The sequence below is a fragment of the Bradyrhizobium sp. 197 genome (assembly GCF_023073375.1).
Taxonomy (GTDB): domain Bacteria; phylum Pseudomonadota; class Alphaproteobacteria; order Rhizobiales; family Xanthobacteraceae; genus Bradyrhizobium.
The window spans coordinates 113,469-140,336 of sequence record NZ_JADPJJ010000108.1; the positions used below are offsets into that span (position 1 = coordinate 113,469).

At 64.0% G+C, this 26,868-nt stretch carries 31 protein-coding genes and 1 pseudogene; 10 read left to right on the top strand and 22 right to left on the bottom strand.

All coding sequences use genetic code 11. The features are described from left to right. Positions 1-137 precede the first annotated feature (137 nt). The gene (locus IVB27_RS25750) at positions 138-533 is read left to right on the top strand and encodes a hypothetical protein (protein WP_247341251.1); all 396 of its coding nucleotides are present in this window, start codon (positions 138-140) and stop codon (positions 531-533) included. A gap of 116 nt (positions 534-649) precedes the next feature. Here the strand turns inward: IVB27_RS25750 and IVB27_RS25755 are convergent, their stop codons facing one another. The 3 genes from IVB27_RS25755 to IVB27_RS25765 are packed head-to-tail and all read right to left on the bottom strand — an operon-like array spanning position 650 to position 2,207. Continuing rightward, the gene (locus tag IVB27_RS25755; RefSeq protein ID WP_247445949.1) at positions 650-1,459 is read right to left on the bottom strand and encodes an isocitrate lyase/PEP mutase family protein; all 810 of its coding nucleotides are present in this window, start codon (positions 1,457-1,459) and stop codon (positions 650-652) included. Positions 1,460-1,510: 51 nt separating this feature from the next. Then, on the bottom strand, positions 1,511-1,861 hold the full coding sequence (locus tag IVB27_RS25760; protein ID WP_247341247.1) for an antibiotic biosynthesis monooxygenase family protein: 351 nt from the start codon (positions 1,859-1,861) through the stop codon (positions 1,511-1,513). Positions 1,862-1,898: 37 nt separating this feature from the next. Further along, the gene (locus tag IVB27_RS25765) at positions 1,899-2,207 is read right to left on the bottom strand and encodes an NIPSNAP family protein (protein ID WP_247341245.1); all 309 of its coding nucleotides are present in this window, start codon (positions 2,205-2,207) and stop codon (positions 1,899-1,901) included. A 161-nt stretch (positions 2,208-2,368) separates the two neighbouring features. On the opposite strand from IVB27_RS25765, the gene IVB27_RS25770 reads away from it, so the two are divergent. From IVB27_RS25770 to IVB27_RS25780, 3 genes are all read left to right on the top strand, one after another. Beyond that, on the top strand, positions 2,369-3,067 hold the full coding sequence (locus IVB27_RS25770; RefSeq protein WP_247445950.1) for a winged helix-turn-helix domain-containing protein: 699 nt from the start codon (positions 2,369-2,371) through the stop codon (positions 3,065-3,067). Between the two features lie 100 nt (positions 3,068-3,167). Then, entirely contained in the window at positions 3,168-4,178 is a 1,011-nt protein-coding gene (locus IVB27_RS25775) for an alpha/beta fold hydrolase (protein ID WP_247445951.1), read from the top strand. A 237-nt stretch (positions 4,179-4,415) separates the two neighbouring features. Next, positions 4,416-4,667 carry a GCG_CRPN prefix-to-repeats domain-containing protein gene (locus IVB27_RS25780; RefSeq protein ID WP_247445952.1) on the top strand — a complete coding sequence of 84 codons (252 nt, stop codon included), beginning with the start codon at positions 4,416-4,418 and terminating at the stop codon, positions 4,665-4,667. A gap of 163 nt (positions 4,668-4,830) precedes the next feature. Here the strand turns inward: IVB27_RS25780 and IVB27_RS25785 are convergent, their stop codons facing one another. Both IVB27_RS25785 and IVB27_RS25790 read right to left on the bottom strand, forming a co-directional pair. Continuing rightward, positions 4,831-5,100 carry a twin-arginine translocation signal domain-containing protein gene (locus IVB27_RS25785; protein ID WP_247445953.1) on the bottom strand — a complete coding sequence of 90 codons (270 nt, stop codon included), beginning with the start codon at positions 5,098-5,100 and terminating at the stop codon, positions 4,831-4,833. Positions 5,101-5,241: 141 nt separating this feature from the next. Beyond that, positions 5,242-5,556 carry a hypothetical protein gene (locus IVB27_RS25790; RefSeq protein WP_247445954.1) on the bottom strand — a complete coding sequence of 105 codons (315 nt, stop codon included), beginning with the start codon at positions 5,554-5,556 and terminating at the stop codon, positions 5,242-5,244. A 124-nt stretch (positions 5,557-5,680) separates the two neighbouring features. On the opposite strand from IVB27_RS25790, the gene IVB27_RS25795 reads away from it, so the two are divergent. Both IVB27_RS25795 and IVB27_RS25800 read left to right on the top strand, forming a co-directional pair. Continuing rightward, positions 5,681-6,334, top strand: a complete 654-nt coding sequence (locus tag IVB27_RS25795; RefSeq protein ID WP_247445955.1) for a glutathione S-transferase family protein — start codon at positions 5,681-5,683, stop codon at positions 6,332-6,334. 93 nt (positions 6,335-6,427) lie between these two features. Beyond that, the gene (locus IVB27_RS25800) at positions 6,428-6,580 is read left to right on the top strand and encodes a hypothetical protein (RefSeq protein ID WP_247445956.1); all 153 of its coding nucleotides are present in this window, start codon (positions 6,428-6,430) and stop codon (positions 6,578-6,580) included. A 9-nt stretch (positions 6,581-6,589) separates the two neighbouring features. On the opposite strand, the gene IVB27_RS25805 is transcribed toward IVB27_RS25800, so the two are convergent. Further along, positions 6,590-6,937: a hypothetical protein gene (locus tag IVB27_RS25805; protein ID WP_247445957.1), complete on the bottom strand. Its 348-nt coding sequence runs from the start codon at positions 6,935-6,937 to the stop codon at positions 6,590-6,592. A gap of 120 nt (positions 6,938-7,057) precedes the next feature. Further along, positions 7,058-8,590 (bottom strand): acyl-CoA carboxylase subunit beta, encoded by a 1,533-nt coding sequence (locus IVB27_RS25810; protein WP_247445958.1) that lies wholly within the window; start codon positions 8,588-8,590, stop codon positions 7,058-7,060. A 148-nt stretch (positions 8,591-8,738) separates the two neighbouring features. On the opposite strand from IVB27_RS25810, the gene IVB27_RS25815 reads away from it, so the two are divergent. Next, positions 8,739-9,143, top strand: a complete 405-nt coding sequence (locus IVB27_RS25815) for a DUF4260 domain-containing protein (RefSeq protein ID WP_247445959.1) — start codon at positions 8,739-8,741, stop codon at positions 9,141-9,143. 24 nt (positions 9,144-9,167) lie between these two features. On the opposite strand, the gene IVB27_RS25820 is transcribed toward IVB27_RS25815, so the two are convergent. The 5 genes from IVB27_RS25820 to IVB27_RS25840 all read right to left on the bottom strand — a co-directional run bounded on the left by IVB27_RS25820 (position 9,168) and on the right by IVB27_RS25840 (position 13,565). Beyond that, the gene (locus IVB27_RS25820; protein WP_247445960.1) at positions 9,168-9,824 is read right to left on the bottom strand and encodes a carboxymuconolactone decarboxylase family protein; all 657 of its coding nucleotides are present in this window, start codon (positions 9,822-9,824) and stop codon (positions 9,168-9,170) included. A gap of 61 nt (positions 9,825-9,885) precedes the next feature. After that, positions 9,886-10,704 (bottom strand): penicillin-binding transpeptidase domain-containing protein, encoded by an 819-nt coding sequence (locus IVB27_RS25825; RefSeq protein WP_247445961.1) that lies wholly within the window; start codon positions 10,702-10,704, stop codon positions 9,886-9,888. A gap of 148 nt (positions 10,705-10,852) precedes the next feature. Continuing rightward, positions 10,853-11,113 carry an EscU/YscU/HrcU family type III secretion system export apparatus switch protein gene (locus IVB27_RS25830; protein ID WP_007603059.1) on the bottom strand — a complete coding sequence of 87 codons (261 nt, stop codon included), beginning with the start codon at positions 11,111-11,113 and terminating at the stop codon, positions 10,853-10,855. Continuing rightward, positions 11,110-12,714 (bottom strand): flagellar hook-length control protein FliK, encoded by a 1,605-nt coding sequence (locus tag IVB27_RS25835; protein WP_247445962.1) that lies wholly within the window; start codon positions 12,712-12,714, stop codon positions 11,110-11,112. Before IVB27_RS25835 ends, IVB27_RS25830 begins: the two co-directional genes overlap by 4 nt. A gap of 56 nt (positions 12,715-12,770) precedes the next feature. Further along, positions 12,771-13,565: an ATP12 family chaperone protein gene (locus tag IVB27_RS25840; RefSeq protein WP_247445963.1), complete on the bottom strand. Its 795-nt coding sequence runs from the start codon at positions 13,563-13,565 to the stop codon at positions 12,771-12,773. A 74-nt stretch (positions 13,566-13,639) separates the two neighbouring features. Here IVB27_RS25840 and IVB27_RS25845 point away from each other — a divergent pair. Then, a pseudogene (locus IVB27_RS25845) lies at positions 13,640-14,085 on the top strand (hypothetical protein). A 553-nt stretch (positions 14,086-14,638) separates the two neighbouring features. On the opposite strand, the gene IVB27_RS25850 reads toward IVB27_RS25845, so the two are convergent. From IVB27_RS25850 to IVB27_RS25860, 3 genes are read right to left on the bottom strand one after another with little or no spacing between them, the layout of a single operon-like run. Next, complete coding sequence (locus IVB27_RS25850) at positions 14,639-15,853, bottom strand: RluA family pseudouridine synthase (RefSeq protein WP_247445964.1); 1,215 nt, start codon at positions 15,851-15,853, stop codon at positions 14,639-14,641. A 56-nt stretch (positions 15,854-15,909) separates the two neighbouring features. Beyond that, complete coding sequence (locus IVB27_RS25855) at positions 15,910-17,241, bottom strand: replication-associated recombination protein A (protein ID WP_247445965.1); 1,332 nt, start codon at positions 17,239-17,241, stop codon at positions 15,910-15,912. Beyond that, positions 17,238-18,644 carry a DegQ family serine endoprotease gene (locus IVB27_RS25860; protein WP_247341200.1) on the bottom strand — a complete coding sequence of 469 codons (1,407 nt, stop codon included), beginning with the start codon at positions 18,642-18,644 and terminating at the stop codon, positions 17,238-17,240. Before IVB27_RS25860 ends, IVB27_RS25855 begins: the two co-directional genes overlap by 4 nt. A gap of 310 nt (positions 18,645-18,954) precedes the next feature. On the opposite strand from IVB27_RS25860, the gene IVB27_RS25865 reads away from it, so the two are divergent. Then, a complete protein-coding gene (locus IVB27_RS25865; RefSeq protein WP_247445966.1) occupies positions 18,955-20,568 on the top strand; it encodes an OprO/OprP family phosphate-selective porin in 1,614 nt (537 codons plus the stop codon). 41 nt (positions 20,569-20,609) lie between these two features. On the opposite strand, the gene IVB27_RS25870 is transcribed toward IVB27_RS25865, so the two are convergent. Continuing rightward, positions 20,610-20,987 (bottom strand): winged helix-turn-helix transcriptional regulator, encoded by a 378-nt coding sequence (locus IVB27_RS25870; protein WP_247445967.1) that lies wholly within the window; start codon positions 20,985-20,987, stop codon positions 20,610-20,612. 121 nt (positions 20,988-21,108) lie between these two features. Between IVB27_RS25870 and IVB27_RS25875 the strand changes: the two genes are divergently transcribed. Continuing rightward, a complete protein-coding gene (locus IVB27_RS25875) occupies positions 21,109-22,122 on the top strand; it encodes a zinc-binding alcohol dehydrogenase family protein (protein ID WP_247445968.1) in 1,014 nt (337 codons plus the stop codon). Positions 22,123-22,223: 101 nt separating this feature from the next. Here IVB27_RS25875 and IVB27_RS25880 read toward each other — a convergent pair whose 3' ends face one another. The 6 genes from IVB27_RS25880 to IVB27_RS25905 all read right to left on the bottom strand — a co-directional run bounded on the left by IVB27_RS25880 (position 22,224) and on the right by IVB27_RS25905 (position 26,861). Next, positions 22,224-23,012 carry an SDR family NAD(P)-dependent oxidoreductase gene (locus IVB27_RS25880; protein ID WP_247445969.1) on the bottom strand — a complete coding sequence of 263 codons (789 nt, stop codon included), beginning with the start codon at positions 23,010-23,012 and terminating at the stop codon, positions 22,224-22,226. Between the two features lie 214 nt (positions 23,013-23,226). Further along, a complete protein-coding gene (gene rplQ, locus IVB27_RS25885) occupies positions 23,227-23,643 on the bottom strand; it encodes a 50S ribosomal protein L17 (RefSeq protein WP_007603047.1) in 417 nt (138 codons plus the stop codon). A 120-nt stretch (positions 23,644-23,763) separates the two neighbouring features. Then, entirely contained in the window at positions 23,764-24,795 is a 1,032-nt protein-coding gene (locus IVB27_RS25890; RefSeq protein WP_247341187.1) for a DNA-directed RNA polymerase subunit alpha, read from the bottom strand. Between the two features lie 111 nt (positions 24,796-24,906). Continuing rightward, positions 24,907-25,296 carry a 30S ribosomal protein S11 gene (gene rpsK / locus IVB27_RS25895; protein ID WP_007603045.1) on the bottom strand — a complete coding sequence of 130 codons (390 nt, stop codon included), beginning with the start codon at positions 25,294-25,296 and terminating at the stop codon, positions 24,907-24,909. A 124-nt stretch (positions 25,297-25,420) separates the two neighbouring features. Continuing rightward, a complete protein-coding gene (gene rpsM, locus IVB27_RS25900) occupies positions 25,421-25,789 on the bottom strand; it encodes a 30S ribosomal protein S13 (RefSeq protein ID WP_092034909.1) in 369 nt (122 codons plus the stop codon). A gap of 187 nt (positions 25,790-25,976) precedes the next feature. Next, positions 25,977-26,861: an adenylate kinase gene (locus IVB27_RS25905; protein ID WP_247445970.1), complete on the bottom strand. Its 885-nt coding sequence runs from the start codon at positions 26,859-26,861 to the stop codon at positions 25,977-25,979. Between the last annotated feature and the right edge of the window lie 7 nt (positions 26,862-26,868).

Below are 26,868 nucleotides of genomic sequence, written 5' to 3' on the forward strand. Positions count from 1 at the left end.
TTACGCTTCGGGTTCCCAGGCGAACAGGTTCCCGATTCCCGGCATGGGGGCAACATGCGACGAAAGCATAATGGGGAATGGAACAGAATCTCGCACCTGAGGGTTGTCCGAGCGCAATAATCGAGGAGACCAAATCGATGGCTGACGACCGTTTTACCAACGATCCGTATCGCCCGAATCTCGCCGATGATGAGTATCGCAACGCGGCGCGACGGGATGCCCAGCTTCAGGCCGATCCCGAGCTTGGTGAAGGCCCTGCCTCCAGCGGCAAGGTTGCGATGTTTGCAGTAGCAATTGCGCTGGTGCTGGGTGCCGTATTCTACGGCCTGAACAACACACACACCGGCAACGAGGCGAGCAACGCGCCGGCGACGCAGACTGCGCAGCAGGCGCCGTCGGCCAATCCGGCGGCACCTCCCGGCATGCGCGACGTGACGCCGCCGCGCACCAACACCGGGCCTGGCGTGACCACAGGCGCCGCGCCGAGCAAGCCGGCCCCGGATACCCAGAAGCCGTCTGACGGCGCGAAGTAACGATTTGCAACAACATGCAACAGCGGCGGGACTCACGTCCCGCCGTTTTCGTTTGCCTCTACCGTCTGAGCATGATCTTTTCGGGAGAACCGCTGCACACTTCTCCGGATCATGCTCTAGCTGAACATCTTGTTGAGCTCGCCGCCGGGATAGCCGCTCCCGAGTTCCGCGAAGGTGCCCTTCTCCGCCATTTCCTTGGCGGCCCGCATGAAGCCGCCCCAGGCGGCGCGTGCGAGCGAGCCGCCGACGCTGATCCGGCGCACACCGAGATTCGCCGCTTCCTGCAATGACAGCCCGGAGCCGCCGATCAACAGGTTGAACGGTTTGGGATGCACCGCCTTCACCACCGCGGCGATGTCCTCGCGGCTCTTCAGGCCCGGCGCGTAAAGGCAATCGGCGCCGGCATCGGCGTAAGCGGCGAGCCGGTCGATAACGAGCTTGAGGTCCGTCACGCCCCACAGATATGCCTCGCAGCGGCCCACCAGCAGCGTGTTGCTGTCACCGATCGCGTTCCGCGAAGCCCTGATACGCTCGACCGCGAGCGCGCGCTCGTAGATCGGCTTGTCCTTGTCGCCCGTGGAGTCCTCGATCGAGAGACCGGCAACGCCGGTGCGCACGCAGCGCTCGACATTGTCCGCGACCTTGTCGGGTTCGACCGCGAAGCCGCCCTCGAAATCGGCGTTGACGGGGATGTCGACGGAGGAGCTCAATGCTGCCAGATGCTGACAGACGTCCTCGACCGAGACGCGGTTGTCGGCCTTGCCGACGGTCCATGCAAAGCCCGCGCTCGACGACGCAAGCGCCTTGAAACCGAGATGCTGCAACGCTTTGGCGCTGCCGACGTCGACCGGATTGGGCAGGATGAAACAGCCGCTCTCGTGCAGCTTCCTGAAGGTCGCGCGCTTGTCAGCAATTGTCACCTGCATGTTTTTCTCCCTTGTCGATCGCGCAGAGATGGGGACGTGCCGCCGCGAGCGCTAGTGCGCGTCGTGCACCGCGCGGCTGTCCTTCGGCGCCTGCTCGCGATCATTCATGCTGTAGTCACGGATGACGCTGGCGATACGCAAATGATAATCGGCGAAGATTTTTGCGCGGCCCTTCGCTTGCGTGCGCCGGTGCTCCATCGTGTTGCGCCACGCCTGAACCGCCGCCTCATCCCGCCAGAACGATATCGACAGGATCTTGCCCTTGTCGGTCAGGCTCTCGAAACGCTCGACCGAGATGAAGCCGTCGATGGTTTGCAGGATGGGCTTGAGGTCGGCCGCGAGGTCGAAATAATCCTGGCGGTGTTCCGGCTTCGGCCAAACCTCGAAGATCACGGCAATCATGGGCATCTCTCCTGTCATTGATGGCCTATAATACCACCTACAAGATCACTTGGCGCAGAAACGTGCGCTCTTCGGCGAGGATGAATTTGTGCTCCTCGGCGAAGTGGAAGTTTGCCATGCCTTCGGTATCCTGACGCAGCCGGGCGCGATAGGCCTCGTAAGCGGCCAGACTCTCGAAGGTGATCAGCGCAAACGCGATGTTGTTGGTGCCCTCGTGCGGCATGAAATAGCCGATCAGGTCGCCGCCGCATTTCGGGATGATGGTGAGCCAGCGCTTCGAATACTCCTCGAACTGCGCGCGCTTGAACGGATCGAGTTGGTAGCGGATGAAGACGGTGACGGACATGATGAGCTCCTGTTTTCTTCGTCATTGCGAGCGAAGCGAAGCAATCCAGAGTGCCTCCGCGGAGACATGCTGGATTGCTTCGTCGCTTCGCTTCTCGCAATGACGACGTGGTGAAAGAATACGCGCTTGCCCGACCGCGATGCTTCGGCTATCATCGAAGTATGAAGTCAGGCCCAGACATTGCCATGATCGCCTCGCTGGTCGGCGATCCCGCCCGCGCCAACATGCTCACGGCGCTGATGAACGGCCGCGCGCTCACCGCGAGCGAGCTGGCGCAGGAGGCCGGCATCACGCCGCAGACCGCAAGCTCGCATCTTTCCAAGCTTGAGGCCGGTGGCCTCATCGAGCCGGAGAAGCAGGGCCGCCACCGCTACTATCGCCTCACCGACGACGACGTCGCTGGCGTGCTCGAAGGCCTTGCGGGCCTCGCCGCGCGGACCGGCCATATGCGGGTGCGCACCGGGCCGAAGGATCCGGCGCTGCGGCGTGCGCGGATCTGCTACGACCATCTCGCCGGCGATCTCGGCGTGCAGATGCTCGACACCCTGCGCGCGCAAAACCTAGTCAGGCAGAAGAAGCAGGACATCGAGCTGACGGCGGAGGGCGAGCGCTTCCTGGCCAAGCATTTGCAGATCTCGCCCGACATGCTCACCCATCCGCGCCGGCCGGTCTGCAAGGCCTGCCTCGACTGGAGCGAGCGGCGCCACCATCTCGCCGGCACGCTTGGTGCCGCCATGATGCAACGTTTCGCCGAGCTGAAATGGGCCGCCCGCGACGCCACGCCCGGCAGCCGCGTGGTGAATTTTACGCGCACCGGCGAGAAGCAGTTTGCGGCGTTGTTCGGTGATGGGCGGGAATAAACACAAGTCCGTGTGAACGACGTCTCTCGTCGTGGCCGGGCTTGACCCGGCCATCCACGTCTTTATGCGAACGATCGTTCCGTGACCTTCAGAGACTCCCATGAACCGCTTCGCTTTGGCCGCGCTCGCCGCCGCCCTCATCGCCTCTCCGCTCACCTCCACTCGCGCCGCCGACACCGCCTCGCGCGAGCCCTACGGCATCGCGCTGGAAGGCTTTGCCTATCCCTACCCCGTGCAATTGCTGCCTCTGACCAATGACGGCGAGCAGCTCAGCATGGCCTATATGGATGTTGCGCCTGCGCGGCCGAACGGCCGCACCGTCGTGCTGCTGCACGGGCGCAATTTCCCGTCGAGCTATTGGGCGCCTGTCATCAAGATGCTGAGCGAGGCCGGTTTCCGCGTCGTGGTGCCGGACCAGATCGGCTTCGGCAAATCCTCCAAGCCGACGGGTGAGCTGCATTTCGACACACTGGCACGCAATACGATGGCGCTACTTGATCATCTCAAGATCGAAAAAGCGGAGATCGTCGCCCATTCGCTCGGGGGCATGCTGGGCGTGCGCATCGCCCGCGCCTATCCCGACCGCGTCGCTCACCTTGTTCTGACGGCCCCAATTGGGCTGGAAGACTACCGCCTCTACGTGCCACCGACACCGACCGAGAAGATTTTCGAGACCGAAGACAAGCTCACGGCCGAAGGCTATCGCAAGCAGCTCCAGACCAATTACGCGATCAAGCTGCCGCCGGACGCGATCACGCCGTTCATCGACGCCCGCTTCAACATCAAGGGCAGTCCTGATTATCCACGCTGGCTGCGCGCCTTTGTCAGCTCCGGCCAGATGATCTATCGCGAGCCGGTGGCGCACGAGGTCGCGCTGATCACCGAGCCGACGCTGTTCATCATGGGTGCCGACGACCACAACGCACCGGGCCGACCGAACGCACCGGAGGCGCTGCGCGCGAAAATGGGGCAGAACGCCGAACTGGCTAAGGCACTGGCTGCGAAGATGCCGAACGCGCGGGCCGTGGTGATCCCGGACACCGGCCATCTCGTCTTCCTGGAATCACCGGAGAAGTACAAGGAGCTGGTCCTGGGCTTTCTCGGCCGCTAACGCCATTGCCGTCGCCTGAGGCGCCTGTGGGGAACGTTCATGCCTCATTCAGGTCATGATTGGCAGATCTGCGTCGCGTCGTGTCGGCATGTTGCGAGCTTTAACGTGTCGAATCGTGTCTTTTGATTCATTGTGCGCCGAAAGCGCCAAGCCCTCCTGCCCCAATCCTGCCCCCCCAATCCTGCCCCCCAAAGCCTGCCCTCCAAAGCCTGCCCCAAAGACGAGAAGGAAGATCAAATGAAATACCTGTTTGCCGCCGTGATGCTCGCCAGCGCGGTCGTTGGTTTCAGCGAGGCGACCAGCGCCGCCGGCGGTTGCGGCCCCGGCTGGCATCGCGGCGCCTATGGCGGTTGCCGGCCGATGCGCGGTCCGGTCGTTGTCCGCCCCCGTCCGATCGTGGTTGCGCCGGCCCCTGTCGTGGTCGTGCCGCGCGCGCGCGTGTGCCCCTACGGCTTCCGCTGGTACGCCGGCCGCTGCCGCCCGCTCTGATCTCGTTTTTTTCGCATAGCGAAATGGCCGCGCGGCAAAAGCCTGCGCGGCCATTTTCTTTTTGAGACGTCTCCAAACAGTTGGTCCGCGTTCCTGCAAGCGGCTCCGAATCAAACGGGGGTCGCAACCGCGATCCCCCGTCCCGATGTCGATCGACGAGCGGTTACCAATGGCGGCGATGCCAGCGCCGGCGGCGCCAGCCCCAGTGACGGCGATGCCAGTGGCCGTGGCCGCGCCAATGCACCTGTTCCGGTTTCAATTGCGCCGCTTCATCGCTGCTGGTGACTGCGGGATGAGCGTCCGGATTGCGCTGCGGCATGCCGGGATCACCGAGCGGGTGCGGCGCCAGCGGCGCGGCCTGTGCGGCGGTGGTGAACGCGGCGGCTCCGGCAGCGACACCGATTGCAAATTTCAAGAAGTTCCGGCGCTCCATGGCATGTCCTCTGGGCTATCGAGCAAGTGATGCAGAGGCAGTGTCGTGGTCACGACATGAACCAAAGCTGAATCCCGCATTCAGGTTAGTTGCGAAGTGAGAGGTTTTGTAGCCCCGACGCCGGGCTACAACGCCGGTGCGCTATTTCCCAAACTCCTGCGCCAGCACCAGCGTTTCGCGCGTGCGCTTCACGTCGGGCCAATCGCGGTTGAAATCGGCGACCAGCTGCTTCAAGGCATCGCCCTTCAGCATCGCCGCGAGCCTGGCCTCGTCGTCGAACTGATACATCGCCTGATGCAGTGAGGGATCGTCCAGGCTCCAGAACCGCCAGGCTTTGCTCACACCGAACGCCTTCACCGCGTCGGGCAGATGTTCCGTCTCGTACCATCTGTCGAAGGCGGCGCGCTTGCCGGCTTCGGTGACGGTGGCGCGAACGACGAAGAAGGCTGACGGCATCGGAGTTCCTCCTGTTTGTGGGGTGAGATTAACCGGTTACGGCGCCGACGACAAAAGAGTTGGCATCACTGTCGGAACGCGTCCGCTTCATCCGTCCTATGCCCAGACAGCACGGAGACACCACATGGCCGACCTCACCCTGACCACCTTCGATTGGGTTCCCGAGATGCCGCGCGGCTTCGTGCGGGACCTTCGCGTGCGCTGGGCCCTTGAAGAAGCTGCCTTGCCGTATCGCGTTGCGAGCGTGCCGTTCGGTGACCGCGACGCTGCGCATTTCGCGCACCAGCCCTTTGGGCAGGTGCCGTGGCTCACCGATGGCGACATCTCGATCTTCGAGAGCGGCGCGATCCTGCTCCATCTCGGCGAACGCAGCGCAAAGCTGATCCCGACTGATCCGCGCGGCCGCAGCGAAGCGATCGCGTGGGTGTTCGCCGCACTCAATTCGGTGGAGATGCCAAGCCTGCCATGGTCGATGCTGAAGTTCATGGGCGATGCGGGCGATACGCCGGCGTGGAAATTCGTGGACGGCTTTCTCAAGCTCCGCCTCAAGCATCTTGAGCCGGTGCTGGCCGGCCGCGAATGGCTGGCGGGCTCCTTCTCCATCGCCGACATCCTGATGTCGGACGTGCTGCGCCCCGTCGATCGCTTCGACGGTTTGGCGGAACATCCGGCCTGCCGCGCCTACGTCACCCGCGCTACGGCGCGCCCCGCCTTCGTCAAGGCCCGCGCCGACCAGATGGCGCATTTCGCCGCGGCGGACGCCGTACGATCTGCGTGACGTGCCTCACATAACTAGCCCGGCATTGGCCATACGATCGCGACCATCGGAACGAAGCAAACGGCTTCAATTATCAGGGGCGGAAGGTGACACATGGCCCGCATCGAATATCTCAAAGACCAGCTTGCCCGCGCCGAGCGCCTGGCAAAGGCGATCCTCGACCAACAAACCGCGCAACGCCTTCAGGCGCTCGCAGCCGAATGCCGCACGGAGTTGCAGGTGCTGACGCACAGGGCCGCGGCGTAAGGCAGTTCGTTACACGAGCTTCATCGGCGTATCGGCGACCACGCGAAGATCGAAGCTGCTGATCAAAGCTGAACGGCGCGCCTCCGCAGCACCGATGGCCTCGTCAGTCTGTCGCAGCGTACTGACGTTCGAGCCGAGCGAGACGATCCCGCCGAGCACGAGAGCTACTGATCCCAGCGCGGCGGTCTGACCTGTCCCGAACAGACCGAGGATCGTGATCAGCAACAGTGCAGCCCCGCCACCAATGGCGATCTTGGACGCCAGAATATACTTCCGGCATCGCTCGGCAATCTCGGCCAGCGCCGCGATCCGGTCTTCAAGGTCTGAAATCTCGTCGGTCGGATCGGCTTCGGTCATGGGATTTGGATCGAGGATGCCAGATCAAAAACGGAGCCGGTAGCCCGCATGAGCGAAGCGACATGCGGGACTTGGATAGAAAACCCGGATGTCGCTACGCTCCTCCGGGCTACAAGTCCTCTACAACGGCAAATTGTCGTGCTTCTTCGCAGGCGTTTCCACCTTCTTGTCCTTCAGCATCGACAACGCCCTTGCAATCCGTTTTCGCGTCGAGTGCGGCATGATGACGTCGTCGATGTAGCCGCGCTCGGCGGCGATGAACGGCGACAGGAAGCGATCTTCGTATTCCTTGGTGCGGGCCGCGATCTTGTCGGGGTCGCCGATGTCGGCGCGGAAGATGATCTCGACCGCGCCCTTGGCGCCCATCACGGCGATCTGGGCGGTTGGCCATGCATAGTTCATGTCGGCGCCGATCTCCTTGGAGGCCATGACGTCGAAGGCGCCGCCATAGGCCTTGCGGGTGATGATGGTCACCAGCGGCACGGTGCACTGCGAGTAGGCGAACAGCAGCTTTGCGCCGTGTTTGATCAAGCCGCCATATTCCTGCGCGGTGCCCGGCAGGAATCCCGGCACATCCACGAAGGTGACGATCGGGATGTTGAAGGCGTCGCAGAAGCGGACGAAGCGCGCGGCTTTCCGCGAAGCGTCGCTGTCGAGCACCCCGGCGAGCACCATCGGCTGATTGGCGACGAAGCCCACCGTGCGGCCGGCGATGCGGCCGAATCCGGTGACGATGTTCTTGGCGAAGGCGTCCGCGATCTCGAAGAAGTCGCCCTCGTCCACGACCTTCAGGATCAGCTCCTTCATGTCGTAGGGCTTGTTCGGATTGTCCGGGATCAGCGTGTCCAGGGACATGTCGACGCGGCCGATGTCGTCGAAGCTCGGCCATTCCGGCACGCCGTCGGTGTTGTTGGACGGCAGGAAGTCGACCAGGCGTCGCATCTGCAGCAGCGTCTCGACGTCGTTCTCGAAGGCGCCGTCCGCGATCGAGGAGCGCGTGGCGTGCACCGAAGCGCCGCCGAGCTCTTCCGCGGTGACGACCTCGTTGGTGACTGTCTTCACCACGTCCGGGCCGGTGACGAACATGTAGCTGGTGTTCTTCACCATGAAGATGAAATCGGTCATGGCCGGCGAATAGACGTCGCCGCCGGCACACGGGCCCATGATGACTGAGATCTGCGGGATCACGCCCGAGGCGAGCACGTTGCGGCGGAACACGTAGGAATAACCGGCCAAGGCAGCTACGCCCTCCTGGATGCGGGCGCCGCCCGCGTCATAGAGGCCGATGATCGGCGCCCGCGCCTTCATCGCCATGTCCTGAAGTTTTGTGATCTTCAGCGCGTGCGTTTCAGAGAGCGACCCGCCGAACACCGTAAAATCCTTGGCGAACACGAACGTCTTGCGGCCGTTGACAGTGCCCCAGCCGGTGACAACGCCGTCGCCGGGCACCTTGTTCTTCTCCATGCCGAACTCGGTGGAGCGGTGCTCGACGAACATGTCGAATTCCTCGAACGATCCCTTGTCGAGCAAGAGCTCGATGCGCTCGCGCGCGGTCAGCTTGCCGCGGGCGTGCTGCGCCTCGATGCGCTTCTCCCCGCCGCCGAGCTTTGCGCCGGCGCGACGGTCTTCAAGGGCGTCCAGGATATTCTTCATTTGCTCCCGCCAGTTCTTAGCCTAAATGCGATTGCCGGGGTTCTAACACGGCATTTTGCGGGCCGGGAAGCGGCTTTCGGCGCCGCAGAGCTGCCTTGCCGCAGCGCGAAAGCGCAAGGAATTACAAAGTTTTGCCTGGGAGGCGAGCATGACCGAAGGAACGGCTGAGACGGGCGCGGCGACGGGCGGCGTCAATATCCTGCTGCGGCTGGAGGGCCTGACCTTGTTTGTGGGGATGGTGATGCTCTACTGGACCTGGGACGGCTCCTGGGCAGTCTTTGCCCTGCTCTTCCTGGTCCCCGATCTGAGTTTTCTCGCCTATCTTGCCGACGCCAAATTCGGCGCGCTGGTCTACAACGCCGCCCACAGCTACATGGCGCCGGTCGCGCTGATGACGCTTGGCTTCGGCCTCGCCTCGCCGCTCACCCTGTCCATCGCCTTGATCTGGCTCGCCCATATCGGCCTCGACCGGGCGCTCGGCTATGGCCTGAAATATGCGGCCGGGTTCGGCTTCACCCATCTCGGCCGGATCGGCCGGCAGAAGGACGCCTGACCCGCTCCTCGCGCAATGACGAGCCTACGGCTCACCCGCCTTGAACGGCTCCTGCTTGTCCGGCGGCACCGTCTCTTCCGCCATCGCCAGCAGCATGGCGACCATCACATAGTTGCCTGCGAGCGCGGTGAGGTCGACGATCTGCTGATCGTTGAAGACCTTCCTGGCGCGCGCATAGGTTTTGTCGCCGACCTTCTTGGTCGTGGTGAGTTCGGTGACGAAGTCGTAGACGACGGTCTCGTCCTCGGCCATCTTCGACGGCCGCTTGTTGGCCTTCAGCTCCGCGATGATGTCGGCCGACAGGCCAGCCTTGGCCGCGAGCGGCGCATGGGCGTACCACTCGACCTGCGAGCGCCACTGCCGCCCGATGATCAAAATCGCAAACTCGTTGAGCTTGCTCGGGACCGAGGTTTCCCAGCGCAGATAATAGAACAGATCGAACAGGCGCTGGCCGAGCACGGGACTGCGGATCATCGGATTGTACGGACCGCCGATGCCGACGCTCGACACCTTCATGATCTGCTCGCCGAGCGGCTTCTGCTTGGCGTCGAGCTGGTCCATCGTGAGCTGCGGAAAGCGTGGCTCCTTGCTGGTGGCAGGCGCTGCAAACATCGTGGCGGCGAGCCAGCCGCCAGCTGCGGCAAGCGTGAGCGACGGCAGCCAGAGTGGTGTTGAGTTCATTTTGTCCTCCCGGTTTTCTTGACCCGGGGGATGCTAATCAAGCGGCGCCAGCCTGGTAGCGCTAGATCGCGCCGATCTCGGCAAGGCAGGCTTGCGTCAGCGGCATGCGCTCGCCGACCAGACGCGGCTCCTTGCAGTCCATGTTGAGCGCGAACACGGTATGCGCTTCGCCCTTCTCGGCCCAGCCCACCATCCAGCCAAGCGACGGCTCGCCGCGCTCGGCGCCAAGCAACCCTGACTTGGCCCGAATGACGCTATCGCCGACCTTGGTCACCGGCAGGATGTCGGCGACGAGATCCTGGCTGCGCTTGGAGATCGGCAGCGCGCGGCGGCGCAGCCTGTCGACGAAATCGACCTGCTCGACCGGATCGATGCGCAAGGCGCCGGTGAGCCAGAACTGGTCGATGCCGCCGCCGATGTCGCGGTTGCCATAGTCGAACAGATCGACATACTTTTGCATGCGCTCTTGCCCGATGCGGCGCGCGATCTCCTGATAGACCGGTACCGCGCTCACCGCGATCGCGCTGCGTAGCGTGTGAGCCTTGTTCCAGGCCTCGATCGGACGCTTCACGCCATCCCAGGGAAATACGTCCTTGTCGGGATCGGCAACGATGCCAGTTTCGAGCGCGATCAGCGAGTTCGGAATCTTGAAGGTCGAGGCTGGCAGCTTCGCCTCGCCCGAACGTTCCTTGTCGCTCGCGACGATCAGATAGTCCTCGACCTTGTAGCCGACGAACGTCCCGGCCGTGCCGAGGTCGGTGAAGCGCTTTGCGAGGCTGTCACGGATCTCGTTGCGTGGCGGCGCGACATGGGCGAATGCACGCGATGGCAAAGCGGCAGCTGCGGCGAGAAAGCCGAGGGTGGAACGGCGGGTGAGCACTGGCGGTGTCCGTTACGCGATGAAGATGGCCGCGACCATGCGGTCGCTATCGTGGTGAAACGATGACAGGTTATTTCTTGAGCATGATCTCTTCGGAAAACCGCTGCACACTTTGCGCTCACGCGGCCCTTCGGGTCCGGATCATGCTTTACCGCCTGCCCGACAGCCGCAGCACGAACACCAGCACTTCGGCGACGGCCTTGTAGAGATCGGGCGGGATCTCCTCGCCGAGTTCGACCTTGGACAGCGCGCCGGCCAAGATCTCGTTCTCCTCGATCGGTATGTCGTTGGCCTTGGCGATCTCGACGATCTTTTCGCCGATCGTGCCCTTGCCCTTGGCGACGACGACCGGCGCGTTGCTGCCCTTCTCGTAATGTAGCGCAATCGCAAGCTTCGACGGGTCGCTCATGTGGCGCGATCCAGGAAGTGGCCGGCGCGGGCGGGTGCGGGCTGTGGCGGGGTGCCATCGCGGACCAGGATGTCGCCGGGCTTGAGCTCGGCCCTGGTCAGGGCCTGGTTGAGCTCGCCGATTCCTGCGCGGAGCTGCTGCGCCGTCGCCGGCCGCTCCGCCCACATCCGCACGAAGGTCTTGTCGCCGTTGAGCGTAATCAGAGCATGCACGGGACCGGCCGGCTCGACATTGAGCGTGAAGCGCGCGCGCCATGCGCGCTTGGCGGGATCGGCGGATTCATTGCCGCCGTCGCGCGAGATTTCGAACTGCGCCATTGCGGTGCCCTGCGGCGTTGCGAAGGGAATCTCGAAATTCCACTGCGGCACGCTCGGATCGATCCTGTGACCGCTGGCGTCAATGCGATCAGGAAGCGAAGCAACCTGGAGCAAGGTCTGGCGCGCGATCGCAGCATCGGTGTCGTCGAGCAGCCGATGCACGGTCGCAGCGAGCGGCGTATCCGGTGCGAGTGATGGCGAGGCAATGGATTGCGGCGACGGCAACGCGCCGCGAACCGGCGGCGGCGTCGCGCGCGAGGCGGCTTCGAAAACATGTCCGTCAGGCACGACCTTGTTTGAGCCCGGCACGTTGCCGGTCATGCGCGGCAGGCTCTGCGTGATCTCCTGCAGGAGGCTCGCGGCCAGGCCTGCGGTCATGGTTCGTGGCATCGCGGCCTGCGGAGAGTTGCCGGCGATGTCGGCCAGTATGGTAGCCGCAAGATTGGCGCTGCGCGGCGGTTGGGCGATGTCGGGTTCGGTTGACGGCAATGCGGTCGGCGCGGCCTCATCTGCTGCCCGAGCCGGCGCGACAGCGGCCTGCGGTGTCCCCGGGGCGCCAGCAAGAGTCGCGGCGCCCTGTGGGGTCGCGGTATCGAGCGTCGTCAGCGTCTGTCGCAGCACCAGCAATGCCGCCTTCAGGTCGGGCATCGTGCCAGAGGACGGCGTCGCGCCGGAGGCCAGCGAGGCCTCGAGGAACAGGCCGGACTTCTGGAAGGCGGATTCGATGTCGCCGCCATCGAGCCCGGTGTCGAGCGGCGTCTGCTGCGCCAGCACGCCCAGCACCGCCTGCTTCAGCCCTCCCGGCAGATCGCTGCCCGTGACGACCGCTGCCAGATTGGCGAACAGCGGCGCCTGACTGCCCTGCTTGGTAACGGCCTCGGCCGAGGCCGTTGTGACGGCGACCTGTTCGGACGAGCTCAGGGTATTGCGGGCCGCGCCCGTCGACGGCGCCAGCGCCGGACTGTCCACCAGCGAGGCCGCAGCCGGCGTCAGCGTGACCTGATCGGCCGCCGCCTCGCCCGCCCCGCCGATAATGGCGAGCCGGATGGTGCCGTCGTTCTGCGACACCGCGAGCTGGAGATTTTGTCCGGGCGATAGCGCCACCTCGGACATTACATCCATCGAGAGGTTGGCGATCGCGATCCGCACCAGATTGTCCGCGAGCACGCTGACGACTTTTGCGTCCACCACGCTGCCGGCCTGCAGCACAAGATCAGGCATCGCCACATCAGCAACAGGGCTGGCAGCACTGACGGGAACGATCGAGCTTATCGGCGTCGGCATTTGGGGCGGCCCAGGGAACGCTGGCATCACCCTAAGGCCGCCTCGTAAACCTCTCGTTAAGGACCTTCGGCCGTGGGCGGCTTCACCGCAGTCAAAACCGCCACGGCAGCCTCGAAATCCCGCAGGCGGGCGACCCGGCGGCCGGCCGCCTCCTCGTCCGCGCCCCACTTCTCGGCGTTCCAGTCCTCGTCGACATGAGCGGCCGCCCAGACCTGGCCGGCATCGCGGACGCCGTGGGCCAGCGCCAGCGCCAGCAGCGCCGAGCCGGTCAGGGTCGTCACCACATGGAGCGCCGCGACCGACCAGGCATCCCGCGGCAGCGCAGCGCGCGCGGCCTGGACCGCCTCGTCCGGCTGCTTCACATGCATGATGCCCTCGGACAGGATGAAATGCGCGCCCAACGCCTCCGCGGCCCAGAACAGCACGGGGTCCCAATGTGCGGCCTCGCGGGCAACCAGCCCCTCCGGATCGCCGGCGCGATAGAACAGCAGGTCAGTCTGAAGGTATTTCGCGAGATCGTCGCTGACGAGATCGACGCGATCCACGACGCCCTCGACCACGCTGTTGGCGATCCGGGTCAGCGGCATGGTCATGGGACTGATCGTCTCGCCCTGAGCCGCCCATTCCGCGGCGACCGCATCGGCCAGCGCGCGCGACGGGATCACGACCTGGCGGCCGGACGGCGTACGGATCGGCTTGCCGTCAAGCGTGATGGCGAAGCCGCCTTCGGCCTCAGCAACGCCGGCGTCCTTGTAGAAGCGCTTGCGCTGCGGCACGCGCGCGGCCTGGCGGACCGATTCCTGCGGATCAAGCGGGGGGCGCCCCGCAGCTTCATCGAACAATTCGCGCATCTCGTTTTCGGTCCCGATCACTCAATGCTAGGCTTGTAAGGTAAGACCGGCCGCCGATAAAGCGAGCGGGAGGTATGAGGGAACTTGCGGGCATTGTGTCTCTGCTCGCCGGGTTTTGGCAGGCCACGGCGGAGGCCGGCTTTCGGACTCCGGAATCGGTGGTCCGCAACGTCTACGCTCATTACGGCCAGGGCGCGCCGGAGCGTTCGAAAGGCCTGCCACGGGATGCCGCCACCGCCCCGCAATTCTTCGACCCTCCTTACGCAACGTGTGGTCCATGCCGCGGGTCGAGCCCTACGATTTCCTGGTGCAGAGCCCGAGCTGGAAGCTCTGCCCCGTCGCGATCGCGATCATTCGCATGCAATACGACAAGACCTATGTCGCGGCGAATTTCGACAACCGCGGCCGGCCGGTCACGCTGAACTTCATCCTGGTCAACGGGCCCGAGGGTTGGCTGATCACTGGTATCGAGAGCCCGGATGACAGCTTGCCGATATTTCTCGAGCAGTTTCGGAATTGAGGTAGTCTAGCCTATCTGGCGTTCTGTTCGCCGGCCATGCATTCATGGGGGCAAGCAATGGCTACATGCGACTATTGCAGTGGGACTTATAGAGGCTGGGCAATAAAGGACGGATCGTATCGCTATTGTAATGGGCTTTGTCACTCAAGAGGAAAGGCGTTGCTCAGCTGCCTCGACGGTTTTCCCTCCGACAAGTTGGATGCAATTATTGCGCGGGAGCACGCGGGACCTTGCCCGAATTGCGGTCAGAACCGTAATGTCGACATCTACGAGTCTCACAAAATACAGTCCTTCTTCGTATATTCATCGTGGCAAACGAGTTCTTTCGTTGCTTGCCAGACATGTGCTCATCAGCGGCAGAAGGAGGATCTATTGTGTTGCCTCTTGGCGGGATGGTGGTCTCCAAGAGGAATGCTCACTACCCCATTCTTTTTAGTATTCAACATTCTCGCGATGTTTCGTCGCCAGGATCCCGTAGTGGCGTCCGACCGGTTTCGCAAATTGATCAGAATGAACCTAGCCCGCCAACTTGCGAGCCAATAAGACAGCCCAACTACTCTTCCGGCGCGTTCTCGATCGGATCAAATCTGGTTGCATCGAGCCCGAGCAAATTCCACGACTGCTGCATGTGCTGCGGCAATGGCGCGGTGGCGTCGATCACGCCGCCGCGCGGATGCGGAATGACGATACGGCGCGCCAGCAGATGCAGCCGGTTTTGCAGGCCGCCCGGCAGTTGCCAGTTCTCGATGTTGAAATATTTGGGATCGCCGACGATGGGGTGGCCGATATGTTCCATGTGGGCGCGCAGCTGGTGGGTGCGCCCCGTCACCGGCTTCAGCGACACCCAGGTCAGCTTGTTGCCGGCAGTCTCGACCACCGCATAGTATGTCACCGCGTGGCTTGCGCCCTCGTCGCCATGCTGGGCGATGCGCATGATGGTGTCGTCCTCGCTTTCTTCCTTCGCAAGGAAGGTAGAGATGCGGCCCTGCTTCGGCTTCGGCAAGCCCGGCACCAGCGCCCAATAGGTCTTTCGCGCCGACCGCGAACGAAATGCGCCGGTCAGATGCGAGGCGGCAAAGCGCGTCTTCGCGACCAGGAGGCAGCCCGACGTCTCCCTGTCGATGCGGTGCACGAGGCGCGGCTTCTGGCCCTTGGAATCGCGCATCACCTCGAGCATCTGGTCGATGTGCCGCGTCATGCCCGAGCCGCCCTGCACGGCGAGGCCGGCCGGCTTGTTCAGGACGAGAACGTCGTCGTCCTCGTAGATCGTCATTTCCTTCAACGCAGCAAGCGTCTTTTGCGCTGCCTCCGACTGCGGATTGGGCGCCTTCGGCGTGTCGAGCTTCAGCGGCGGAATGCGGACGCTCTGGCCCTCCTCCAGCCGGTCCTTGCTGTCGACACGCTTGCCGTCGACCCGCAGCTCACCTTTGCGGACGACGCGTTGGATGTGGGAGAACGACAGGCCGGGAAAGCGCGCTTCGAGGAAACGATCGACGCGCATGTTGTTCTCGTCGGCCGTAACCTTGACGGTCTCCACCTTGGTCGGCAGCAGCGCCTCGACGGGCTTTGCTGGCGCGGACGTTTCCAGCGCAGGCTCCGACACACGCCGCTCAGTGCGCTCGGGCGCAAAGCGCGGTGGCTTCGCGCCGGGCTTGCCGCCCGGCCGCGGCCCAGCTGTCTTCGCGCTGTGCGCCTTGAACGGGCGCGTTTCCTTGCGCTCATCGCGCGAACGGGGCTTTGGATCGGTTCTTTTGATGCGGCGGCTCATGATGCCTGCCTAGCCCAAAAGTGCCCTTTCGTCACGACGAAATGGCGCTTCTGGCCTCAGCCACCCCGCTCCTTCCGCAACTTGGCCCAATAATCCAGCCGCTTGCGGATCTCGCGTTCAAAACCGCGCTCGGGCGGGTCGTAGAAGGTCTGGCGGCCCAGGGCTTCCGGAAAGTAGTCCTGGCCGGAGAACGCGTCCGGGGTGTCGTGGTCGTATTCGTAAGATGCGCCGTAGCCTTCCGACTTCATCAGCTTGGTCGGGGAATTCAGGATATGTTTCGGCGGCAGCAGCGAGCCGGCCTGCTTTGCGACCTGCATCGCCGTGCCGAAGGCGGTGTAGACGGCGTTCGATTTCGGCGCGGTGGCGAGATAGACCACGGCCTGCGCGATGGCGAGCTCGCCCTCGGGATGGCCGAGGAAGTCGAAGGCATCCTTGGCGGCGTTAGCAATGACGAGCGCCTGCGGATCGGCAAGGCCGATGTCCTCCACTGCCATGCGCACGACGCGCCGGGCCAGGAACAGCGGGTCCTCGCCGGCATCGAGCATGCGCGCGAGATAATACAGCGCGGCATCGGGATCGGAGCCCCGTACCGACTTATGCAGCGCCGAGATCAAATTGTAATGGCCATCGGCCGACTTGTCGTAGATGGGCGCGCGACGCTGCAAAATCTCCTGCAATTGCGCGGCGTCGAAAACCTCGTCCTTGCGCGCGGCGCGCCAGACTTCCTCGACGAGCGTCAGCGACGCACGGCCGTCGCCATCGGCCATGCGAACCAGCACGGCGCGCGCTTCCTCGTCGAGCGGCAGCTTGCGCCCCTCGACCTCCTCGGCATGCGCGAACAGCTTTTCGATCGCGGCCGCATCGAGCGAGCGAAACACCAGCACGCGCGCCCGGGACAGAAGCGCCGCGTTGAGTTCGAAGGACGGGTTTTCGGTGGTGGCGCCGACCATCACCACCGTGCCGTCTTCCATGACGGGCAGAAACGAATCCTGCTGGGCGCGGTTGAAGCGATGCACCTCGTCGACGAACAGCAGCGTGCCCTTGCCCATCTCGCGGCGGGCACGCGCGGCCTCAAAGGCTTTCTTCAAATCGGCGACGCCGGAGAACACCGCGGAGATCTGCTCGAAATGCAAATCGGTGGCGTCCGCGAGCAGCCGCGCTACCGTGGTCTTGCCGGTGCCGGGCGGGCCCCAGAATACCAGCGACCCCAGCGTGCGCGTCTCCAGCATGCGCGTCAGCGCGCCGTCGGGACCCAAGATGTGATCCTGGCCGACGACCTCCGCGAGCGCGCGCGGCCGCAGCCGATCCGGCAGCGGATGCGGAGCCTCGTGATCGAGCCCCGCCGCGGCAAAGAGAGTTGGCGTCTCCTGTGGTCGCTTCGGACTCATCCGCCCAGCGTGACGTTGATTTGCTGCCCGCCGCGCACCAGCGTGATGCGCCAGATGCGCTGGCGCTCGGCCGCCGCCTTTTCGAGGTCGCTGGTCTTGCTGATCTTCTGGTTGTTGACCGCCAGGATCACGTCGCCCTTCTGGAAGCCGACATTCGCGGCCGCGCTGTCGCCGCCGAGATCGGTGACCACGACGCCTTCGGTGTCGGCGTCCAGATGCAGCTCGTCGGCGAGCGCCGGGGTGATGGTCGAGACCTTCGCGCCCTGGAGAGGCGAGCGCGCGGTGATGACGAGCTCGTTGCGGCCGGTATCGGGCGCGGCGTCCAGCGCGACCGTCAGCCTGACCGGCTTGCCGCCGCGCTGCACGTCGATCTGCGCCGTGCCGCCGAGCGGCCGTGTGGCGAAGCGATAGTCGAAGGCGTTGGGATCATCCACGGTCTGGCCGTCGATGGAGACGATCAAGTCGGAGGATTTTAGCCCGGCCTTGGCCGCCGGTCCGTTCGGAACGACGCTTGCGACCAGCGCGCCGGTGGGCGAACGCAGGCCGAGGCTTTCGGCGATCTCGGGCGTCACCGCCTGCAATTTCGCGCCAAGCCACGGCCGCTTCACCGCCTTGCCGCCGCCCTTTGCGGAGGCGACGACGACGCGCACCATGTTGGCGGGGATTGCGAAGCCGATGCCCTGCGAGCCGCCGGAGCGCGAATAGATCGCGGTGTTGATGCCCGCGAGCCTGCCGTTCATGTCGACCAACGCGCCGCCGGAATTGCCGGGATTGATCGCCGCGTCGGTCTGGATGAAGAACTGGTAGTCGGTGATACCGACCTGCGTACGCGCCAGCGCCGAGATGATGCCGTGGGTCACGGTCTGGCCGACGCCAAAGGGATTGCCGATGGCCATCACGACGTCGCCTACCATCAGCTCGTCCGAATTGGTGAATTCGAGAGCCGGAAACTTCTCTTTGGTGTCCTTGAGACGCAACACCGCGAGATCGCTGCGAGAGTCCTTCAGCACGATCTCGGCCTCGAACTCACGCTTGTCCGACAGCGACACCTTGACCTGGTCGGCGCCTTCGATGACATGGACGTTGGTGACGACGAGCCCGGACGCATCGACGATCACGCCCGAACCAAGTGAGCGCTGCACCTGCTCCTGCTGCTGGCCGGGCGCGCCGAAGAAGCGGCGGAAAATCGGATCGTCGAGCAGCGGGTTGCGGTTCTGCACTACCTTGGCGGCATAGACGTTGACGACCGCCGGCTGCACCCGCTGCACGATCGGCGCATAGGACAGCCGCAGTTCGGCGGGCGAGGACGGGACACGGCGGTCCTGCGCGGCGGCCGGATTGAAGTTGGCCGAAAAGGCTATGCACAGTGCCGTGACGACGGCGGCCCAGGTCGATCGAAACATTCCTACCTCTCGGAAAAGACGCCGGAATATAGGCGCGTTCGCCCGCTAATAGAAGGGTGCCCGGCGGCATATTCAGCCCCCTTTTGGTGTGTCCGGCCTGCAAGCCCTGCGTGCGAAATAGCAATTTGCCGGGGCTGTGGATTGGCATGATGCACGTCATCTTGCATGGTGGTGCAAGGCGGATTCGGTTGCGGCGAATTTACATCAGTGGGAACCGCGCAACCGGGCGCAGAGTCGCGGGGCAGTCATCGATCATACCTAGGCTCTCCGTTGCGACTTGAGGAAGTTCGTCAACCGATGGAGTCATGACGTGAGCAGGATCAGAATTGCAGCCACGGCGATCGGTCTCGCCGGCGCGCTGGCGGCCTCGCAGGCCCAGGCCCAATCGGCGAGCAGCAGCGATCAGGAGATCGCGCTCCTGAAGCAGCAGTTGAAGATGCTGGAGCAGAAGCTCGACAAGCTCCAGAGCCAGACCGCCGCGAACACCGCGGCTGCGGCCAAGGCCAGGACCGAAGCGAAGGCGGAGGCGAAAGCCGAAGCGCGTTCCGAAGCGAAGGCCGTCGTTGCCAATGCCAACGCGGCGATCCCGCTCAAGGGACCGGCGCCAGCGTCCGGCGTCGTGGTGACGATGCCGAATAACCGGCCGACCATCTGCACCGCCGATGGGGCGAACTGTGTGGGGATCACCGGCCGCGTGCATTGGGATGTCGGCGGCTATGACTATCGGCCCAACACGGCGGCGACCGTGCCGCAAAAGCTCGACAGCGGCGAGAACGTCCGTCGCGCGCGCATCGGTCTCGCCGGCAAATTCTTCAACGACTGGAATTTCGCGCTGGTCTACGACTTCGGCGGTTCCTCCGACGGATTTGGCGGCTCTGCGCCCGGCTCGCTACCCGGCGGCGGCGTCTCAGGCGTCGAGAACGCCTATCTCAGTTACACCGGCTTGAAACCGTTCGGCGGCAAGATGGCCATCGAAGGCGGCATCATGGACCTGCCCTACACCCTCGATGAGGCCACGAGCTCCAACGACATCATGTTCATGGAGCGCGCCTCAGCGGGCATCGTCGCGACCAGCATCGCCGCGGGCGACTTCCGCTCCGCCGTCGGCACACGCTGGTACAACGACCAGCTCTGGATCGGCGGCTATGTCACGGGATCCTCGACCGGTGCGATCCATTCCGCGTCCAGCGTGGCACCGAACGGTGCCTCCGAGCAGTATGGCGCCGTCGCCCGCGTTGCCGGCCAGGTCGTCAGCGGCAAGGATTACTCGCTCCATCTCGGCGGAAACGCCGAATGGCTGATCCAGCCGCCGCGCAACATGATGACGGGTGCGCAGACGGTCACGCTCAGCGACCGCCCGGAACTGCGCATCGATCCGACGGCACTGGCTACCACCGGCGCGATCGCCAATGCCTCCGGCGCGCAGGTCTACAGCGTCGAAGCGGCCGCCACCTACGGACCGCTGATCCTGCAGGGCGAGTATTTCTGGTACAACATCGACCGCAGCGCCAATACCGGCCTGCCGCCGCTGGGTGCGCCGAGCCTCAAATTCCAGGGCGGCTATGCACAGGCCGGCTACGTGCTGACGGGCGAGGGCCGCAGCTACAACGCGGCGAACGCGGCCTATGGCGGCGTCAAGCCGGCGCACCCGTTCTCGCTCGATGGCGGCGGCTGGGGCGCATGGGAAATCGCGGGGCGCTTCTCGACGATCGACCTCAACGACCAGTTCGGAACGGCCACCGGCATCGCAGGCGGCCGGCAGACCGTCTACACGGCGGCCCTGAACTGGTACGTCAACGGCAACGTCCGCTTCATGCTCGACTATCTGCATGGCACGGTATCGAAACAGGCCTCACCGGTCTCGGCCGCCGATGTCGGCTCGAAGTTCGACGCTGTCGCGATGCGCACGCAGTTCGCGTTCTGAGATGATCTCTGCCGGGAGCGACACCGTCCGCTCCCGGAAATCTACGCGGCGCGCTTCGGTTTCTTCACGACGACCGGCGCCGGCGCGCAGGACAGCCGCTGCTGATGGCTCTCGCCCCAGGCCTTCAGGATGTCGATCACGGGCTTGAGGCTCTCGCCGAGCTCGGAGAGAGAATATTCCACGCGCGGCGGCACCTCGGCGTAGACCTTGCGAATGACGAGCTTGTCCTCCTCCAGCGCACGAAGCTGCTTGGTCAGCATGCGCTGGGTGATGCCGCGCACCCGGCGGCGTAATTCGCCGAAACGCTGGGTGCCGTCCTGCAAGTGGTAGAGGATCACGCCCTTCCACTTGCCGTCGATGAGATCGAGCGTCGCCTCGACCGAGCATCCGGGACGACGGGCGAAGTCGCGCCGTTTCATGTGTGTTTTCCCAATAGTATCCAAACAGGGACTATATCCCCGAATTTACAGTACTTGCCAAATTAGAGCCAGAGCGACAGTTAGGACGGCAGGCGAGCACGCCATCTGATGGAGACAAGCCATGAAGGCCGTCGGCTACAAAAAGTCGCTTCCGATCGAGGATCAGGACGCGCTGATCGATTTCGAGACCGCCAAGCCCGAACCCAAGGGGCGCGACATCCGCGTGGCCGTGAAGGCGATCTCGGCCAATCCGGTCGATTACAAGGTGCGCAAGCGCGCCGCCCCGCCCGAGGGCGAGACGAAGATTCTGGGCTATGACGCGACCGGCGTGGTCGACGCCGTCGGTCCCGACGTCACGCTGTTCAAGCCGGGCGACGAGGTGTTTTACGCCGGCTCGATCCTGCGCCAGGGCACCAACTCCGAATTCCATCTGGTCGACGAGCGTATCGTCGGCAACAAGCCGAAAAGCCTGTCGTTCGCGCAAGCCGCCGCCCTTCCCCTCACCTCCATCACCGCTTGGGAGCTGTTGTTCGATCGGCTCGGTGCGGTACCCGGCAAGAGTGTCGATCCGCGCACGCTCTTGATCACGGGCGGCGCCGGCGGCGTCGGCTCGATCCTGATCCAGCTCGCCCGCCGCCTCACCGGGCTGACGGTGCTTGCGACCGCGACGCGGCCGGAATCGCAAAAATGGTGCCTCGATCTCGGCGCGCATGCGGTGATCGACCACGGCAAGCCAATGAAGGAGCAGATCGAGAAGCTGAAGCTGCCGCCGGTGGCGCTGGTTGCGAGCCTCACCTTCACCGACCAGCACTACAAGGCGATCGCGGACGTGATGGCACCCCAGGGCAAGTTCGGCCTGATCGACGATCCCCCGGAATTCACCATGAGCACGTTCAAGGGCAAGGCGATCTCGGTGCATTGGGAATCGATGTTCACGCGCTCCTCGTTCCAGACCGCCGACATGATCGCGCAGCATCATCTGCTGGGCGATGTCGCCGACCTCATCGACAAGGGCGTGCTGCGCACCACGCTCGACCAGACCTTTGGCACGATCAACGCAGCAAACCTCAAGCGCGCGCATGCGCTGCTCGAGAGCGGCAAGTCGCGCGGCAAGATCGTGCTGGAGGGGTGGTAGATAATGCTGCGTAGGGTGGCTTAGCCCTGCGACTGCGCGAAGCGCAGTTCGCACGGCGCATCCCACCCTGCGATTCCGCGCTTGACGCTGCACTGCAGCCTTTACGCAATCGTGTTGACGATGCCGCCCTCGGCACGCAACGCCGCGCCGTTGGTCGCGGAGGCTTCCTTCGAAGCCGCATAAACCACCATGTTGGCGATTTCGTCGAGGCTGGCGAAGCGCTGGAGCAGCGAGCTTGGGCGATGCTGTTTGACGAAATTGGCCGCGGCCTCGTCGAGTGACTGGCCGTTCTGCTTGGCAAGATCCTTTACAAACGTCTCGACGCCTTCAGACATGGTCGGGCCCGGCAGCACGGAATTGACGGTGACGCCGGTGCCGCGGGTTAGCTGCGCCAAGCCTCGCGCGACCGAAAGCTGGGCCGTCTTGCTCATTCCATAGTGGATCATCTCGACGGGAATGTTGAGCCCGGACTCCGAGGAGATGAAGACGACGCGGCCCCAGTTACGCCCAAGCATGCCCTTCAAATACGCGCGCGAGAGACGCACGCCGCTCATGACGTTGACCTCGAAGAAGCGGCTCCAGTCCTCGTCCGGAATGTCGAAAAAGTCTTTCGGCTCGAAGATGCCGGCGTTGTTGATGAGGATATCGACCTCAGGCAGCGCCGCCACGAGTGCCTTGCAGCCCGCAGCGGTCGAGACATCGGCGGCGATGCCGCGGACCTTCCCGCCCACACCTTGCAGCTTGCGCACGACCGCATCGACCTTCTCCTGGCCGCGTCCGTTGATCACGACGCTAGCTCCCGAGCCGGCAAGACCCTTGGCGATGGCGTGGCCGATGCCGGCGGTCGAGCCGGTCACGAGGGCGGTCTTTCCGGAAAGGTCGATGTTCATGCGATGTCTCCATTGATGCTGACGGAGATATCGTGCGCTGCAAGGGCGGCCGCAATCGCCCCTCACCGACGCGTGAGGATTCAGTTGCGAGGCGGAAGCGTCCTGAGAAACGCGACCATGGCGTCGAAACGATGCGCGCCATGAGACGTCGCCGCGTCATACAAAAAAGCGGCGCCCAAGGGCGCCGCTTTCTGAAAACTCGCTACCGGTCGGCTTACGCCGCCTCGGCTTCCTTTTCCTGCACCGGACCGGAGTCCTGGCCCTTGGCATCGACGTCGCGATCAACGAACTCGATCACGGCCATCGGGGCGTTGTCGCCGTAGCGGAAGCCGGCCTTGATGATACGGGTGTAGCCACCCTGGCGATCCTTGTAGCGGGGCGCGAGCGTGTCGAACAGCTTCCTGACCTGATCCTTGTCGCGCATCTCGGAGATGGCCTGGCGGCGCATGGCCAGCCCGCCCTTCTTGCCGAGAGTGATCAGCTTCTCGACGATCGGGCGCAATTCCTTCGCCTTCGGCAGCGTCGTGACGATCTGCTCGTGCTTGATCAGCGCGGCGCACATGTTGGCGAACATCGCGCGGCGATGCTCCGCGGTGCGGTTGAGCTTGCGATGAACCTTGCCGTGACGCATTTTTCTATTCCTTGAATTTCATTCGTCGCGACGGTTCGTCGGACTTGTTGCTCAGGTGGGCTGCCTGCGTTCGCCCGCAAAGGCGCAATGAATTCGCGCCTTTGCCTGTTGTAGTTCAGATCAGTAGTGATCCTCGAAGCGCTTGGCGAGCTCGTCGATGTTCTCCGGCGGCCAGCCCGGCACTTCCATGCCGAGATGCAGACCCATCTGGGCCAGCACTTCCTTGATCTCGTTCAGCGACTTGCGGCCGAAGTTCGGAGTGCGGAGCATTTCCGCTTCGCTCTTCTGCACGAGGTCGCCGATGTAGACGATGTTGTCGTTCTTCAAGCAGTTGGCCGAACGCACCGACAGCTCGAGCTCGTCCACCTTCTTGAGGAAGGCCGGATTGAAGGCGAGGTCCGGGATGATCTCCTGGGCGACTTCCTTGCGCGGCTCTTCGAAGTTGACGAACACGTTGAGCTGATCCTGCAGGATGCGCGCGGCGTAGGCCACGGAGTCATCCGGCGTCAGCGCGCCGTTGGTCTCGATCGTCATGGTCAGCTTGTCGTAGTCGAGGATCTGGCCCTCGCGGGTGTTCTCGACCTTGTAGGAGACCTTGCGGACCGGCGAGTACAGGCTGTCGACCGGGATCAGGCCGATCGGCGCATCCTCGGGACGGTTGCGCTCGGCGGGCACGTAGCCCTTGCCGGTGGCGACAGTGAACTCCATGCGGATCTCGGCGCCCTCGTCGAGGGTGCAGATCTGCAGGTCCGGGTTGAGCACGACCACGTCGCCGACGGTCTGGATGTCGCCGGCGGTGACAGCGCCCGGGCCGGACTTCTTGACGACCATGCGCTTGGGGCCTTCGCCCTGCATCCTGATCGCGATGTCCTTGATGTTGAGCACGATGTCGGTGACGTCCTCACGGACGCCCGCGATCGAGGAGAACTCGTGCAGCACGCCGTCGATGTGCACCGACTGCACCGCTGCGCCCTGGAGCGAGGACAGCAGAATGCGGCGCAGCGCGTTGCCGAGCGTCTGGCCGAATCCGCGCTCGAGCGGCTCGGCGACGATGGTCGCGAAACGGGTCGGATCGCTGCCGGGCTGCACCTGGAGCTTGTTCGGCCGAATCAATTCTTGCCAATTTTTCTGGATTGTCACTGTTTCACCCATACAGGCCAGTCAAACTGCTGCTGCAGACACTGGCGTTGGAGAAAGGCCGCAGATCATTCCCACGGCTTTGCAAAAAGTCATTGCGGGCGTCAGAGCGCCCGCAATTTGGTATCAAACGCGCCGACGCTTGCGGGGACGGCAACCGTTGTGCGGGATCGTGGTCACGTCACGGATCGAGGTGACGGTGAAGCCTGCGGCCTGGAGCGCGCGGAGCGCCGATTCACGGCCCGAACCGGGACCCGCGACTTCGACTTCCAGCGTGCGCATGCCGTGCTCCTGCGCCTTCTTCGACACGTCCTCGGCGGCAACCTGCGCGGCATACGGGGTCGACTTGCGCGAGCCCTTGAAGCCCATCGTGCCGGCGGAAGACCAGGCAATCGTGTTGCCCTGCGCGTCGGTGATGGTGATGGTCGTGTTGTTGAACGACGAGTTCACGTGCGCGACGCCGGAGGCGATGTTCTTGCGCTCACGACGACGAACGCGGGTGGCTTCCTTGCCCATAGAGTACCTTTCCTGGAGATCTCAAGCGCCGCCGTAGTGCCAGCGGCTACACCTGATGGAACGAAAGGCGCGTGGCGAACGGGTCATCCCCTTTCGCCACACGCCGCGATCTGGATTCGAAAACTTACTTCTTCTTGCCGGCGATGGCCTTGGCCGGGCCCTTGCGCGTGCGCGCATTGGTGTGGGTACGCTGGCCGCGCACCGGCAGGCCGCGACGATGGCGCAGGCCGCGATAGCAGCCGAGGTCCATCAGACGCTTGATGTTGATGCCGACCTCACGACGCAGGTCGCCCTCGACGAGATAGTCGCGGTCGATCACTTCGCGAATCTGGAGCACTTCGGCGTCGCTGAGCTGATTGACGCGACGATCCTCGGGGATCTTCACCTTCTCGATGATCTCACCGGCAATCTTCTGGCCGATGCCATGGATGTACTGGAGCGCGATCAGAACGCGCTTGTTGGTCGGAATGTTCACGCCGGCAATACGGGCCACGGCCTTCTCTCCTGTCGCCGATCCCTCGTCAGGAATCTGGCCTTAAGTGCTTGGTTTCTCGGGCAGGTGTTCACAAACGCGAACACGACGCCCACCCCTGGTCTTCCTGGGGCCCGGCATCGTTTTAAACTATCCGACTTGGATGCGGGGCTTATTAGGGGATTCAGGGGGCTTTCGTCAACCGCCGCTAGCGCTTGGCTCGCTTTTTCGTGACCTTTTTTGCAGTCTTTTTGGCACCCTTTTTGACAGCCTTCTTGGCAGTCTTTTTGGTCGTCTTTTTGTTGGTCGCCTTCTTGCCGGCTTTCCTGACCGCCTTCTTGGCACCCGTCACGGCCTTCTTGCCGGCCTTTTTGGCGGATTTCGCAGCCTTTTTGGCTGTTCTGGTCGGCTTTTTGGCCGATTTCTTCGCCGCTCTCGCCTTTTTGGCCAGGGCCGCCTTGGCCACGCTCCGGGCGCGGGTCCTGCCATGCGTCTTGGGCTCGACCGCCCCGAGCGCCAGGAGCTGGCGATGAATGGCGCGGGTGACCTCGTCGATGGCCATCATGCCGTCGATGGTCGAAAGCTTCCGCCGCTCGGAATAGTAGTGAATCAGCGGTTCCGTCTGGTTGCGGTAGCTGGCGAGTCGCTTGGTCAGAACCTCCGGAGTGTCGTCGAGTCGGACCTCCTCCCCGCGCTCCCGCATCTGGGCGACGCGAGTTTCGACACGACTCAGGAGCGCGCTCTCGTTGACGCGGAGCTCGATCACGGCGTCGAGCTTGAGGTGCTTGTGCTTGAGCAGCTCATCCAGCGCCTCGGCCTGCGGCACGGTACGCGGGAAACCGTCGAGGATGAAACCGTTTCTGGCGTCCGGCTGATCGATCCGGTCGGAGATGATTCCGACCACGACATCGTCGGGCACGAGGCCGCCGCTGGCCATGATCTCCTTGGCCTTGAGTCCGACCGGCGTTCCGGCCGCAACGGCCGCGCGCAACATCTCGCCGGTCGAGAGCTGGACGATGCCATAGCGCTGCACCAGCAGCTGCGCCTGGGTCCCCTTGCCCGATCCCGGCGGTCCCAGAAGTATAATTCTCATCGGCGTA